This window comes from Mesorhizobium sp. M4B.F.Ca.ET.203.01.1.1 (assembly GCF_004791025.1).
Taxonomy (GTDB): Bacteria; Pseudomonadota; Alphaproteobacteria; order Rhizobiales; family Rhizobiaceae; genus Mesorhizobium; species Mesorhizobium abyssinicae.
Window position 1 is genome coordinate 154,373 of the sequence record NZ_SRUO01000008.1, and the last position, 13,698, is coordinate 168,070.

At 61.8% G+C, this 13,698-nt stretch carries 13 protein-coding genes and 1 tRNA gene; 3 read left to right on the plus strand and 11 right to left on the minus strand.

Translation table 11 applies throughout. The annotated features are described in order from the left end of the window. Positions 1-176 precede the first annotated feature (176 nt). The 6 genes from EN846_RS19105 to EN846_RS19130 form a co-directional block, all read right to left on the minus strand. Complete coding sequence (locus EN846_RS19105) at positions 177-1,403, minus strand: AAA family ATPase (RefSeq protein ID WP_189379526.1); 1,227 nt, start codon at positions 1,401-1,403, stop codon at positions 177-179. After that, positions 1,400-2,218 carry a bifunctional DNA primase/polymerase gene (locus EN846_RS19110; protein WP_127391560.1) on the minus strand — a complete coding sequence of 273 codons (819 nt, stop codon included), beginning with the start codon at positions 2,216-2,218 and terminating at the stop codon, positions 1,400-1,402. The genes EN846_RS19105 and EN846_RS19110 overlap by 4 nt, the downstream gene beginning before the upstream one ends. Before the next feature lie 30 nt (positions 2,219-2,248). After that, positions 2,249-2,677, minus strand: a complete 429-nt coding sequence (locus EN846_RS19115; RefSeq protein ID WP_127391559.1) for a hypothetical protein — start codon at positions 2,675-2,677, stop codon at positions 2,249-2,251. 225 nt (positions 2,678-2,902) lie between these two features. Beyond that, entirely contained in the window at positions 2,903-3,130 is a 228-nt protein-coding gene (locus tag EN846_RS19120; protein ID WP_127391558.1) for a hypothetical protein, read from the minus strand. Positions 3,131-3,138: 8 nt separating this feature from the next. Beyond that, positions 3,139-3,411: a hypothetical protein gene (locus tag EN846_RS19125; protein ID WP_127391557.1), complete on the minus strand. Its 273-nt coding sequence runs from the start codon at positions 3,409-3,411 to the stop codon at positions 3,139-3,141. Positions 3,412-3,721: 310 nt separating this feature from the next. Further along, complete coding sequence (locus EN846_RS19130; protein WP_127391556.1) at positions 3,722-5,041, minus strand: site-specific integrase; 1,320 nt, start codon at positions 5,039-5,041, stop codon at positions 3,722-3,724. Between the two features lie 148 nt (positions 5,042-5,189). Between EN846_RS19130 and EN846_RS19135 the strand changes: the two genes are divergently transcribed. After that, positions 5,190-5,261, plus strand: a tRNA-OTHER gene (locus EN846_RS19135). A gap of 147 nt (positions 5,262-5,408) precedes the next feature. Here the strand turns inward: EN846_RS19135 and EN846_RS19140 are convergent. Then, complete coding sequence (locus EN846_RS19140; protein ID WP_127391555.1) at positions 5,409-7,334, minus strand: adenylate/guanylate cyclase domain-containing protein; 1,926 nt, start codon at positions 7,332-7,334, stop codon at positions 5,409-5,411. Between the two features lie 191 nt (positions 7,335-7,525). Here EN846_RS19140 and EN846_RS19145 point away from each other — a divergent pair, with 191 nt between their 5' ends. Continuing rightward, positions 7,526-8,398, plus strand: coding sequence for a FecR domain-containing protein (locus EN846_RS19145; RefSeq protein ID WP_127285543.1), 873 nt, complete (start codon positions 7,526-7,528; stop codon positions 8,396-8,398). A 146-nt stretch (positions 8,399-8,544) separates the two neighbouring features. Here EN846_RS19145 and EN846_RS19150 read toward each other — a convergent pair whose 3' ends face one another. From EN846_RS19150 to EN846_RS19165, 4 genes are all read right to left on the minus strand, one after another. Beyond that, a complete protein-coding gene (locus tag EN846_RS19150; RefSeq protein WP_127285544.1) occupies positions 8,545-10,749 on the minus strand; it encodes an adenylate/guanylate cyclase domain-containing protein in 2,205 nt (734 codons plus the stop codon). Between the two features lie 713 nt (positions 10,750-11,462). Continuing rightward, positions 11,463-11,759 (minus strand): DUF982 domain-containing protein, encoded by a 297-nt coding sequence (locus EN846_RS19155; RefSeq protein ID WP_127285545.1) that lies wholly within the window; start codon positions 11,757-11,759, stop codon positions 11,463-11,465. A gap of 113 nt (positions 11,760-11,872) precedes the next feature. Then, complete coding sequence (locus EN846_RS19160) at positions 11,873-12,109, minus strand: hypothetical protein (RefSeq protein WP_127285546.1); 237 nt, start codon at positions 12,107-12,109, stop codon at positions 11,873-11,875. A gap of 115 nt (positions 12,110-12,224) precedes the next feature. After that, positions 12,225-12,611: a hypothetical protein gene (locus EN846_RS19165; RefSeq protein ID WP_245478495.1), complete on the minus strand. Its 387-nt coding sequence runs from the start codon at positions 12,609-12,611 to the stop codon at positions 12,225-12,227. A 236-nt stretch (positions 12,612-12,847) separates the two neighbouring features. Here EN846_RS19165 and map point away from each other — a divergent pair, with 236 nt between their 5' ends. Next, the gene (map, locus tag EN846_RS19170) at positions 12,848-13,675 is read left to right on the plus strand and encodes a type I methionyl aminopeptidase (RefSeq protein ID WP_127285547.1); all 828 of its coding nucleotides are present in this window, start codon (positions 12,848-12,850) and stop codon (positions 13,673-13,675) included. The last annotated feature ends 23 nt before the right edge of the window (positions 13,676-13,698 follow it).

Below are 13,698 nucleotides of genomic sequence, written 5' to 3' on the forward strand. Positions count from 1 at the left end.
CTCTGGGCGTACCATTCTCGCGCCATTGCGCCATCGGTGCGCCATCGGGGAAATACAATTGGCGCACTAAATGCGCCATTGAATTTCCTTAGGGCACCTACGGTAATGGCGCACCGCTTTTTTGCGCCAATGGTGCGCCATCAGATTTTCCCAATGGCGCAAGTCCAGAATGCACTTCAGGTGACCTGTCCCGGACGTTTCATGTCGTCAACATGGAGCCCCTCGCGGTCCTTTCGAGTCACGGGGCTGTGATATGTCTCCTTGAGTAGCACCCGGTTCTTGACCCATGTCGCGATGATGTCGCGACATTGTTGGTCGCTCTTCTTGGAGACGTGTTTCTGAACCACTTTCCAAGCTGCGCGGGCCTTTGCGGCACCAGCGTCGGAGTAGCGTTCTCCGTCCGGCATGCCTGCGTCAATGTCATTCAGAATCCGGTTTACCAGGTCATCGGTCAGCCCCTCCCACGTTTCCGGCGGGAACCACTGCTCGATGGTTTGGACATTGTCGCCATCAGGATACAGGTCGTTGCCGTTGTGTAGTGCAACGCTGGTCAGCTTGAACCATTTCGCCGAGGCAGCAGGCGGTGTGATGTTGACCTTCCCACTGTCCATACGAACGTAGAGCCGCCTGTCGGCAAGGGACACCCCAAATCGAGCGGCCTCTTCGTCGCTCATTGTGGTCAAGGTATAAACGAGACGGGCGCCGTCCTTAATGGCACTGGCGCCCCGTCCACGGTCGGCATTTCCGGGGGTGGAGGCACCCTTGGCTGTGTGATGGGGCACATCAAGAGCGACGTTCTTTTCGATGGCTAAATTGGCCAGGAATTCGATCACCCCGTCCATCTGGTTGTTGTCGTTTTCGCTCAGGCCGTGCGTTTTGACGAAAGGGTCGAGGCAGACGAAATCGATCTTTCTACGTTGGATGGTCTGTTTCAGCGCCTCACCCAGGCTGCTGATCGCGGGGCGTCCCTTGCCGTCGGGAATCATCAGCTTGCCTGCTTTGCCACCGGGCGCAGCGAGGAAAAGCCACCCCTTCAGATCTGTATCGGAAATGCCGTGGTGCAGTTGCGCTGCCTTCACCCGGCGGCGCAGTTCGTCCTTGTCGTCTTCGAGGGAAATCAGAAGAACGCGGCAGCGCTGGAAAACATGTCCCCCGGTCAGATTGCGGCCCGTGGCGAGGGATAGCGCTTGTGCCACGCGAAGTGCGGTTTTTCCTGTTCCGCCATCCGCAAGCAGCGAGCTGACGAAACGACGGCAAAATATATTGCCTAGAAGCCATTGGCGGGGCGGTATCGGGTCTACGTCATCCCCGGCATCCCACTCGTCCAGATCGGTTGGCCGGCTTCTATCTGACTCCAACGCCACCGACAGCTTTATGATCTCCGGATCTATTTCATCGCTCACTTGCGGCCGCCTGCGCTGTTCAAGTGCGTCGTCGCAACCGACGCGACAATCCGGTCGACTTCCGAGACCGAAAGCGGCGGATCGCATCGCGCGTCATTGATGCAAAGAAGAAGATCTCGAAGCAGTATGAGGTTGACGTCATGGAAAAGCAGCTTGCCGGCAATGCTCGCCAGCGTGGTGTTTCTGCTGCCGGCAGGGATCACACCTGTCAGAGTCTTGTGCCACTCTTCCAGTTTCTTGCCCTTCCCGGGGCCTTCCGAGTGGCTAGCGATCTGATAGAGCCATTCCGGTGCATCTGCGAACTCACCGGTGCAGTCGACCGACCACGCATAGGCCCTGCCGGTAGGGTGGATGCTGGGTGGCGCCAACACGTAGCCACCTTCGGCACGCACGTCGATACCGATGCCCACTTTGCCGGCGCTGTTGCGCAGTTCATGTTCCCCGTATCGGAAATACAGGTGTCTGCCGCGCCCTGTGATCACTTCGTTGGTCGGCGGCAAGGCCGAGTGCGCTTTTTCAAGGGCGCGGAGGCTGGCTTCACCGTCTTCGTTATCGATGTCTAAGACAAAAAAGCCAGAAGGTGCACCAGTTGGTATGCCGATGTTTAGTTCGGCTGCCGACCCCCACCAGCTTTCTATGATTCCGCGGTCGGTCGTCGCACCATACAGGCCTCGCGCGGTCGCAGGCTCCTTTCCACGAGGCTGGCATGGAAATACTGGCATACCGCGTGTCGCATACGCCATTGCAGACCGGTAAAGATTCGCGGGCATCCGGTCGTCCTTTGCTTTTGCAGAGGAGAAATTGGCGGCGGTCATAACACCGCCGCCACGCTTCCTATTCCGATCTCAGAAGGGGATGTCGTCATCGAGATCGCGGGCAACGGGCGCATAGGCCGGTGCTGGGGCCGGTGTCGTTGCGGCGGGCGCCTCCACGGTGGCGCGCGCCACCTCGGCGGACGTCGGCTTCTCGATGCGAATAGCGTCCGTCACCTTGCCGCCGAACGAAACCATCGTCGGAAAAAGGGTTATGCGAGCGCCAAGCCAGTCATCGGTGTCGGTCTTGCCGGTGATGTTGGCGACGGTCATGGCATTGGTTTTGTTGCAGACTAGGCCCTTGTCAGCTCCATGGAAGTAGAGGATGGGCTTCTGCACCTTGCGGCCGTTTTCCTCGAAGTCCTCGAGGTGAACGGCCTTGATGGTCACCGTGACCTTTTTGCCCTTGAGATCTGAAGCTGAAAGATATTTGCTCGGATAGATGTCTTTCAGTTCGGGCATTGTTTTTCCTTTCGTTGCGGTTTCAGCCGCGCTCCCCCGGGGCACAGCATCTTGATATCCGCGAGAGCGTCGCGGGACGCCTTGCCTCATTCAGGCGAAGCTGGTTGGTTCCGTGTCGGTTAGTGCATTCGCAACAACCATGTTGGTGTAGCTCGCTTCATGGATCACCGCCTGTCCCCGGATCTGCCCGTGCCCCGCGCCTGCAGAGCTAACGGTGCCTGGCGGTCAGGTTGGCCAACCCTCCGCCCAGCTCGCGTCGAACTTGCGCTGGACAATGATCTCGTACGGGCTGTCATCGACCTGCAGTCTGGCAACGAGCCAGTGCTCGTCATGTCCCATCGCGATCAGCGTCCGCCGGAGGAAATCAAGCGCGGCAAGCTTCTCGCCCGGAAACGATGCGGCACTCATCGCGATGAGCAGGGCTTGTCGGATGCGAACTGGAGGGGCGGCCATTTCGCGACCTACGAGCAGCTGCCGGCTTCGTCGGCCGGGGCAACCTCGCCAGCAGGCTTGAATTTTGCGTGCGGCAGGGCTCGCAGATAGCGATCTAGATCTTCGTAGAAGAGGACGGTGCGGGCGCCCTTCTTACGAGCCATTAGCAGGCCGGCACGCATATCCTTATAGAGCTGGGCGCGGCACAAGCCGGTATAGATCACCGCACCCTTGACGTCTGTTGCCGATTGCGGGCGCTGCGGTGTTGCGGTTGGCGTACGGCCGGACTTGGAAGCCGTCATGATGCTGCCTCACAGGGAAATTGAGCCAGCACGATTAGTAGGCACGTCTATATGAGTGTAAACAAGGACATTGGCGACCAAGCCCCTGGTCGATCGCCGCGTGAGCAATCAAAGATTTCTGGAACGCCCCCCAGAGCGGCTACGACTAGCTGCAGATGATTTTTCCATTCGATTTCTCTATAACTGCCTGCAGAGCCGCTAGGACGACCTGTAGGCGATTTTTGGTTTGAGTTCGATTTCGGACATTATCCCCGTTATCCACAAGGTGGCCCCCATCATTGTTCGCCAACGCGCAGGGGCACAACATTGCTCATTGGTCTGTTATCAGCGGAATGATGGCGCTCGCAGATAGCTCATCGAGCAGGTCGACGATGGCCGAGGCATAGTGGCGTTCAATCATCGTCGTGCTGGTGTCATGCAGCGCGGCCACAAGCCGAACGGGTAGGCCTGCCCTAAGCTGGCGAACGATGGACGAATGCCGCAATGAATAAGGCACGACCTCGCGCGACACGCCGGCGCGGGTGACGATCTCCAGCCAAGGCCGAGCCAATTCGCTTGCTGCAATCCAAGGTCCACGGGCATCGCGAACCCATTGTGGCGGCTGGGAGTCGGTGGCCTTCGTTTGAACATGGCGCCACCGTTGAAGCAAAGCGTCACCGCGCTGCTTTCCTGCAATCGCGGGGCGCAACTGATCGATAACATCAACGCCAACTCTGATACCGACGTGCGTTGTTTTTTTCGTACCCCTGCCCTTACGGCTCGTCGGCACCATCAATCGGCTTTGTGGTATCTGAACATCGCCTACAGTCATGCGAGCGACTTGCGAAAAGCGGGCTCCGGTCGCGGACAGCACCAGCACCATGCGCAAAAGGTCACCGTCCCAACCCTGGTCGGCATCGACCAGGCTCGCCGCCTCGATTATGCGGCGGATATCTGCGTCGGGCAGTGCGGCCTGGTCGCGAGCAATAGGTGGCGCGGCCTCGCCTGCTGACAACCCATTCTTGATGACGACCGCCACATCAGCCGGAAGGCGGGAACGATTTTTGACAGCTGCGGCGTTGAGGGCCGCCTTGAGATCGTTGACCACCCGGCGAACAGTCGACACTGACAGATCGGGCTGTCGACGGCTCCTCCATTGGTCAAAATGAGCCTCTTTCAAATCGTAGAGCGCTACATCAGAGACGGGATCCGACAACACGTGTCGGGAAAGCCTCAGCCGTGCATCACCCCGCAATCTGCCTTTGCCTGCCACGGCACGTTCCCGCGCGGCCTGCAGTTCAATGTAGTTCTCCACGGCCGAACGCACTGTCGGCGCAGGGCCCTCCGCGGAAGCTATTTCCGCTGCATGCCACGAGGAAATCTTCGCCCGGGCAGCACTCTTGGCCTGCTCAAAGTCAAAAACGTTGACGCCATCCGCGTCCAAAAAATCATCCGCAATGCCAATCTGCTCAACGCGGTAACGTTTGTCGCCGAGCGATTCGATCGCCTGCCAAACCCCTCCCCGCGGTTTTCTTTGGTAGCCGATAGCAAGGGTTGGCCCGAGTGACCGGCAATACGGCTTCTTTCGCGGCTTGAGCTGCTTGCGGGCATTGCGCGTCGTTATCGCCGCTTCTGTCCTGGTTCGCGCCATGTGGCCTGTCCCGCCTCAAGAGTTGACCCGAAATCGGTCCCGAAATACACCCGCGGACGCGAGAAGACAACCCTAGACATGTCTCACAAACTATCAAACGAATACAAAGGTTTATGCTATACGCCGATAGACACGAGTAGACGATCAGGCGATCCCCATGAGGCGAAAAGTCCGCCCTTTCACGGCGGTAACAGGGGTTCGATTCCCCTTGGGCGTACCAAATTCCCAAGTGCCTTGATTTCATTGAGTGTTCGAAGACGCTTCCGAACAAACGAGAGAGCTGTTCCACCGAGCGCAGCGCTGTGTTGTCCTCGCAGTCCCCTGTGCCCCCCACAGCCGTCATCGCAATCCTGTACGGGAAGTGGCGCTAAGCTCCACCAGACCGCGCTTCGGGCCCGCTGGTTGATCGGCCTTCCGCCTCGGCCAAGCTGATCTCCAGGCGCTCGATCAGCGCCCGATAGCGCGGATGATCGCGCAGCGGATTCATATCCACGTCCTGCGCCATCCAGTGCACTTGCTGCAATCCAAGCTGCGGCACGCTGTGCTCCAACGTGTCGATCGCCTTTTCGACGGCGCCGATCGCCGCCAGGAAACACGCGACATTGTAGTGGCTGTTGTAGTCCTCCGGATCGATGGTGATCGCGCGCTCGGCCCACTCAAGGGCGCGTTCCTCCAGGCCGAGATTGTGGAGGATGTAACAGCCATAGGCATAGGCTGCCCCATCGTCCGGATACAGTTGCATGGCTTTCTCGATGCGGGTCAGCACCCCCCGTGAAAGCCTGTGGGCCTCCTCGTCGTCGCCCAGGGTCTTGCGGCAATCCCACAGCATGCACATCGCACCATAGCTGTTGCGATCGACCTCCGCCGCCTTCTCATAGGCGGCTGCGGCCTCTGCAAACTTGCGCTCCATGCGCAGCACGTCGCCCAGGGTCCTGTGCGCCTCGTAGAGATTGGGATCGAGCGCGATTGCTCGCCGGCAGGCAACGCCTGCCAACTCGATCTGCTCCTTCTGGAAATGTGCCATCGCGTCGGCCACGTGTGCTTCCGCCAGCGTCGAGTCCAATGCCAGCGCGCGCTGCGCCTCGGCGCTTAAGGTGACGAGATTTGCGCTGCGATCTCCGGATCTCAGCAACATGCCTTCAGCCAGCGCCAGCCCGGCCCGCGCCAGCGCGTATTCGGGATCGATCTCGAGCGCTCGCTGGTAGAGGCGTCGGGCGGAAAGGTGATTGCGACGGCCCAGACGCAGGAAATGCTGCCGTCCCATCAGGTAATATTGATAGGCTTCGACGTTCTCGGTCGTGCGCTTGCCGATGGCAGCATGCTCGGCCGGCATCAGCCGGATTTTCAGGGCATCGACGATGGCCCGCGCGATCTCGTCCTGGAGCGCAAATATGTCGTTGAGATCGCGGTCGTAGCGCTCGGCCCACAGATGATGCCCACTCATCCCGTCGATCAACTGCGCGGTGATGCGAACGCGACTACCCGCCTTGCGCACGCTGCCTTCCAGCACATGCGAAACGCGCAATTGCCGCGCCGCTTCGCTCACGTCCATTGCCTTGCCTTTGAGGGCGAAGGTCGTGTTGCGCGCAGTGACCGCCAATGCGCCGACCTTGCTGAGGTCCGTTATGATGTCCTCGGTGATTCCGTCAGAGAAATATTCCTGCTCGGGGTCGCCGCTCATGTTGTTGAAGGGAAGGACGGCGATCGACGGCTTGGCCTGGGCGGCCGGCTCGGTTTTCTCTCGAGCGATCGAGGCAATGGATCGGGGCGGCGCGTCTGCGAAGAGGTCGACGTTATAGACCCTGACCGGCCGCTCGATGTTCTTCAATATCTGCTCGCCCGTATCGTCGAAGGCCAAGTCGAGCCGGTTGCCAACATTGTCGCGGACCGAGCCGGATACTGCTACGCCCCCCGGCCTGGCCATGCTCTCGATACGCGCCGCGATGTTGACGCCGTCGCCGTAAATGTCGTTGTCCTCGACAATGACATCGCCGAGATGGACGCCGATGCGGAACTCGATCCGCCTGTCTTCCGAAACGTCGACATTGCGCTCGCGCATTTTGCGCTGGATCTCGGCGGCACACGCCACGGCGTTCACCACGCTTGGGAATTCGACCAGCATGCCGTCGCCGGTGAGCTTGACGATCCGCCCCCGGTGTTCGGCAATCTTGGCGTCCGCCATCTCGCGTCGGTGGGTCTTCAGCGCCGACAGCGTGCCCGCCTCGTCCAGCCCCATGAGCCTGGAGTAGCCGACCACATCGGCAGCGAGGATCGCGGTAAGCCGGCGCTCCATTAGTGAAGTCCGAGTTGTTCAGAGAAGTCCAAAGTATCAGGTTCGATGGTACGTGCTACATGGAAATTCCGCTGCCGCAGCCCTTGGGCACCAGGAGGGATTGTGGCTCTGCCCTACTCCATTTGAGGTATGCCCTGACGTAAGGACAGCCTTTTGCGCATGTGCTAATAAGCCATGGCAGGAGGGATGCCATGCCGTCCTTGAGGTGGGCTGCTGTTGTCGCGCTTGCCGCGACGCTCAGCAATACGACACCGATAGCCGCCGCCGAAACAGTCGGCAAGGCCGTCGTGATCAAGACTGCCGTCACCGGCGCAACCGGACCGCTGGTGGTCAGCGCGCCCGTTCATCGGGACGAACGTATCAGGACATCCAATACCGGGCTTGGCCAATTCGTGTTCCTGGATGGCACCAAACTGGCTGTAGGGTGGGGCTCTTCCGTCGTCATCGACAAGTACGTCTTCAACGATGATAATTCGGTGAAGAACCTTACTATCCGCGCCGCCAAGGGAACGTTTCGCTGGATAAGCGGAAGCTCGTCCTCGTCCGCCTACCAGATCGTCACGCCCGCGGGCACGATAGGGGTGCGGGGAACAGCATTCGACGTTCACATCGCGCCCAACGGCAAAACCGCCGTCGTGCTCCTGAAGGGGTCGGCTCGGTTCTGCAGCGGTGGCGGATGCAGGGAACTGAAGCAGCGCTGCGATTGTGTGGTCGCGTCGCCATCAGGCGCAATGAGCGACGTTACCAAGGTCAATCGATCTGTGCTCACCGCACTCGGCACCCAGCGGGCGTTGCCGTTTCTGACCGGCACTCAGCAGCTTTCGGGAGGCTTCGGTACCGGCGGAAATTGCGGGCTTAAGGTCGCCATTCAGCAGGAGCATACGCCGCGGCCGCAGCAGCAACGGGCGCCCAGTCCACCCAGTCCGGGCACACCCAATCCGCCGGATCCGCCGGACCCGCCGGCCCCGCCAACGGATGACGGCAACAACGGTCATGGAAATGACCCGGGCAAGCACGACCCCAGCAATCCCGGAAAATCCTACGGTCCTGGCCGAAAATACTGATAGGGCAAGCGCAACAGACAGCCGCTCTTTTTCCTGGCGCGTCCTGCGCTCGGCTTCGCTGGCCGGTCGGGGCTGAGTCCTTCTAGATCGGTGTGGCCGAAAAAGAGCAGCGAGCGCGGCGGCCAACTGCCGTGTCCAAATGCAGGTCAGGAGTTGGAGCCGAATTGTTGCTCCGCATAGCCGGCAGTCGCTTCCACCCCCGCTCCCGCCCGTTTGGCAAGAAAATCATCCGCTCTGCGCGATATCCTGCCATAGAAGTCCTGCAAGCCCGCCGGCAAGCCCGCGGCCTTGGCTTTGGCCGCCGCGATGATCTTTCGGCTGCCTGGCGAGCGCGAACGCAACGCCTCGATGAGCTTGCCGTGCAGAAGCCGCAATTCCGCAAAATCCGGCGACGAGGCAACACTTTCATCGCCGACGACGGCATTGATTCTCGTCCTCGCCCTTTTTCCCTTGAGCTCCAGCGATCCCGCGTCGAGGAAAGCCCAGCCTGGCAGCGATCTTACGGTGTCGTCGGACGCGAGGATGTCGAAGCTCACCGTCTTGCACACCGTCTCGATACGCGCTGCGGTGTTCACTGCGTCGCCCACCGCCGAATAGTTGAATCGCGACTCAGCACCCATGTTTCCCACGCAGGCGACGCCGGTATGGATTCCGATGCCGATGCGAACCGCCTGCTCGGCCCCGAATCCGAATGCGTCGCTTTCGTTGAGGCGGGCAATCGTCTCGCGCATGGCCAATGCCGCGCGAACGGCTTTGGCGGGATGATCGGCGACATCGATTGGGGCATTCCAAAAGGCCATGATCGAATCGCCGATGAACTTGTCGAGTGTGCCTTCGTTGGCGGTGACATGACGGCTGAGCGCGTCGAGAAGCGTGTTCAGAAACCCCACGACGGCGGTGGGCGGCAGTCTTTCGCTGATCTCGGTGAAGTTGCGTACATCGACAAACATCACGGTCAACTCGCGGTCGTCGCCGCCAAGACGAAGCGCGTCGCGGGTGTGCTCGATACGGTAGAGCAGCGATGGCGACAAATATTGACCGAACGCCCGCCGGATAGCGCGCCGCTCCCGGTCAGTCACCAGGAAGCGGAAAGAGGTGGTCGCGAAATGCGTGATCGAGCCCATGACGATTGGCGCAAACGGGTCGAACAGCAGTCCCGCAAGCGAAAAGGCAAGCCATGATGCAACGAGCGCCATGCCGGTGATCGCCAGGCCGCAGGCGAGAGCAATCGCAGGGCTCACGAAAATCGTGAGAAGCACCAGAAGGCTGCCCAGCATCGCGATCGACGCGATTTCCAGCCCGTTTGCCCAGTCGGGCCGCGACAGATAGTGGCCGGACAGCACCTGTTCAACCATCTGCGCGTGGAGCGAGACGCCCGGCACGTTCTCACCGAGCGCCGTGACACGAATATCCTGCAGCCCGGCGGAGGAAGTGCCGACAAACACGATGTTGCCTTCGATCGCGGCCCTTGTTTGGGGCGAGACGCCATTGGGTGCAAGCACGTCCTTCGCCGAAACATACCGTTCCGCCCTGTCGGGGCTGACATAGAGCCAGAGTTCGCCTGCCGAGGTCACCGGGATAACGAAGTCGCCGATCTTGACGGAGGTCATTATGCCCTGCCCCTCGGGCGCGCCGGCAATCAGATAGGTGGAGGCGCCCTGCGCTACCCTCATGGCTTCGAGAGCAAGACCCGGATAAAGCTGCTCGCCATCACTCAGAAAGAGTGGAGCTGTCCTCACCACAGCGGTCGATTTGCCTGGATTGAGGCTGATATGTCCGATGCCGGCGGCATTGGCCTCAAGCTGCGGCCGCAGCGGTGTGGCTGCCTTGATATGGGGAGGAGCATCGACCGGGCTCTCGCCGGTAAAGGCAATGCCAGCCTTCACCTGCGGGTGATAGGTCCCTTCGTTGGAGATGCCGTAACCCAGGACAACCGGCTTGCCGGCGATCGACCGGGCGAAGATCTCGTCGTTGTCGGGCAGGCGATCGAGCAGGGCAGGATCGATGCCTGGCACGTCGCGGACAACAGTGCGAGGCGACAGACGATCGGGCTCGGCGAAAAGGATGTCGAATGCGACGACTGCCGCGCCAAGCTCCGCCAGTTTATCGACCAGGGCGGCCATGCGATCCCTGGGCCACGGCCACTGCCCGAACTGCCGCAACGAAGCCTCGTCTATGTCGACCACGCGGACGGGCATCGCCTCGAAGCTGCGAGGTGCCAGCCGCTGATATTGGTCGAAAGTCGCTTCGCGGGCGAGTCTCAACGGCTGCGGGTCGCTCGCCCGGACAATGGTCAGCGCCGCTACCAGCGACAGGCCCAGGACGACGCCGGCCAACTGAGCGCGTGTCATGACCTCTGCACCAGTTGCTGAGCCGCGTCCTGCATGGTCCCGCCGGGAAGTAGCTTCTCGAACCCCAGGCTAGGCTGCATTGTTCCCGGCGAAAGCGCAATCGCTAACCCTACCGCCCTAAGGAGTAGTGCAGTTCTGGCGCTGGCGACTTGCGTAGCCACGACGAACCCAACCGCCGAAAACGCGAGATCGCGCCTCGGACAGAAACGCGCTGTTAAGGCCGTTCGCGGGTGACAGGAGTCGGCCTCCGCTCGAAAGTGTAAAGTTCGGCCTGCTCTCAGCCGTGGAGGCGGGAATGCATTTGCTTCGGATGGCACTCCTGTGCGCGGCCATTGTCGGCTTGGCAGGGCCGCTGGCCGTTAGCGCTGAGGAGCAGCCTGCTCCGCCGAACGGGCAAGCGGTGCCAGAGCAGCCGTCAGTTCATTGCGAGGGGCAAAATTGCCTGCCCCCGGCCGAGGACCCTGTCCTGGAGTGCAAGGGGCAAGACTGCGCGCCGGCTCCAGCGACGGACCAGACGCCAGCTCCGGAGATTGAACAGGTCAAGTGAGCAAGCATCAGCCGGAACCTGGAACAGGCAGTCGAGCGACGTCGACCGAATGGGCACAAGGTGCCTGCGCTTTCGCGAGGCGCCTGGAGGGCTTCAGGGTTGGGACGGCGACAAGCCGGACCTGAAATTCAGCCGCTAGATGCCGGCAAAGGCGGACGATGCGAGCTTAGGCCCGCAGTCCCCTCGCCTCGCCGCCGCGCTTACCGGGAACCATCATGTCCCTGGCGAGCAGGCCGCTGACGCGGCAGAACGCCATGAACGCGCGGCAGGCATCCTCGGTCTTGACCACGTCCACCGTGGCGCCGAAGCAGGCATTGAAGGCGGCCTCATGGACCTTGCCCTGGCGGCGGGCCGGCCAGGCCTGCAGGAAATCCAGCGCCTGCTCGACGCCGTAGATCTCCTCGACCGGCAGGCCGGGCGCCGGGGTAATGCGCACCGGCACCTCGAATTGCAATCTGTCCATTCCAAGTCTCCCCGACCGGTGCTGTCACGGCACCGGCGTTCGTCCTGAAAAATCGCTTTGGCCGGGCTTTTGACTCAGGAATGTGTCCTGAGTGCGGTAAGCCCGGCCTGCGCTCATTGGTTGGCCGGATCGGTCTCTGCCTCGAAAGCCATGCGGCTGACGAAGAACAGGGCGTAGGCCGAGGGCACGGCGAAAATGGCGCCGAGCACCATCGCCGCTGTTCCCGCCATGCCGAGCGTCTCGGCGACCGCCCAAAAAACGGTTCCGATGCAGATGATCACCTGGACCGAGAGAAACAGCGCGGCCGAGACACCGCGCGTCAGTGTCTTGAATGTCTTGATGCGTTGCATTGAATATGTTTCCGAAAATGGCGCGCCACGCGGCGACGGACGGCCAACGGCCGCCGCGCGGTTCGCGACGCGAAAAGTGGGGAATGGTTGAAGGTGCGGTCTGGGACCGCTCAATTCAAGCGAAAGGCGGCGCGCGCGGCTGGTTGGTGCTCGCCTGCCGGGCGGAGGTGGCGGCTGGAGCGGCCGCCGCCTGGATCGGCGAAACCTGGTCGACGAGGAGTGCAAGGGTCGCCGGCGCAAGCGCGCCATTGGCGCTGCCCAGGAACTTGACCGGCAGCGCCCGGCCGGCGCGGATTTCGAGCGCCTGCGTCTTGCCGGTGATGCGCAGCAGCGCGACCTGGTCGCCCTGCCGCGCCACGCTGATGCCGGCGCCGCCCGAAGCGGCAGCGCTGATCGCCTGTTGCTGGGCGAGACCGAGCAGCGACACCAGCAGCAGGGCCATCAGCCCCGAGCAGGCCGCCCTGATCGCCGACAGCGATGAGTTTGCGCGCGCGTACGCCATCAAGTCTCCAACTCTTCCCTTCGCCTACCCCGTCGAGCTGCAAAAGGAAAGCGCTGCGCCGACCCGGGCGCCGGACCAGGCGGCGGCTTGGACATCCTCCGTAGAGGCCAAATAGAGCGGGCTTAAGTCCGTCAGCGGCAGTTCGTCCTTGAACCTTGCGGCTTCCGGTGCCAAATCTGGGAAGATTTTCGCGACGGCTCGCATCAGGAGCCAACCCACCCGGTAAACGGACGTAAATGGTCACCTATCTCGACGCCGCCACGGCACCGCTCAGAAACACCGGCCAGATCCGCCTCTATGGCGAGGAAGGCTTTGCCGGCATGCGCAAGGCCTGCGAACTGACGGCACGTTGCCTCGACGAGCTGGTGCCGATGGTCGCGCCCGGCGTCACCACCGAGACGATCGACCGCTTCGTCTACGAGTTCGGCATGGACCATGGCGCGCTGCCGGCGACGCTCAACTATCGCGGCTACACAAAATCGTCCTGCACCTCGATCAACCACGTCGTCTGCCACGGCATTCCCGACAACAAGCCGCTGAAGGATGGCGACATCGTCAACATCGACGTCACCTACATCCTCGACGGCTGGCACGGCGATTCCTCGCGCATGTACCCGGTGGGCACCATCAAGCGCGCCGCCGAGCGCCTGCTCGAGGTCACCCACGAGTGCCTGATGCGCGGCATCGCCGCGATCAGGCCCGGCGCCCGCACCGGCGCCATCGGCGCCGCCATCCAGACCTATGCCGAGGCAGAGCGCTGCTCGGTGGTGCGCGATTTCTGCGGCCACGGCGTCGGCCAGCTCTTCCACGACGCGCCCAACATCCTGCACTACGGCACTGCCACCGAGGGCGTCGAGATGCGGCCGGGCATGATCTTCACCGTCGAGCCGATGATCAACCTCGGCCGCCCGCATGTGAAGGTGCTGTCGGACGGCTGGACCGCGGTGACGCGCGACCGCTCGCTGTCGGCGCAGTACGAGCACACGATCGGCGTCACCGACACCGGCTGCGAGATCTTCACGCTCTCGCCGAAAAAACTCGATCGGCCTGGTTTACTGGCCTAGTCTTCCCTCAATGCCTTCGGGGG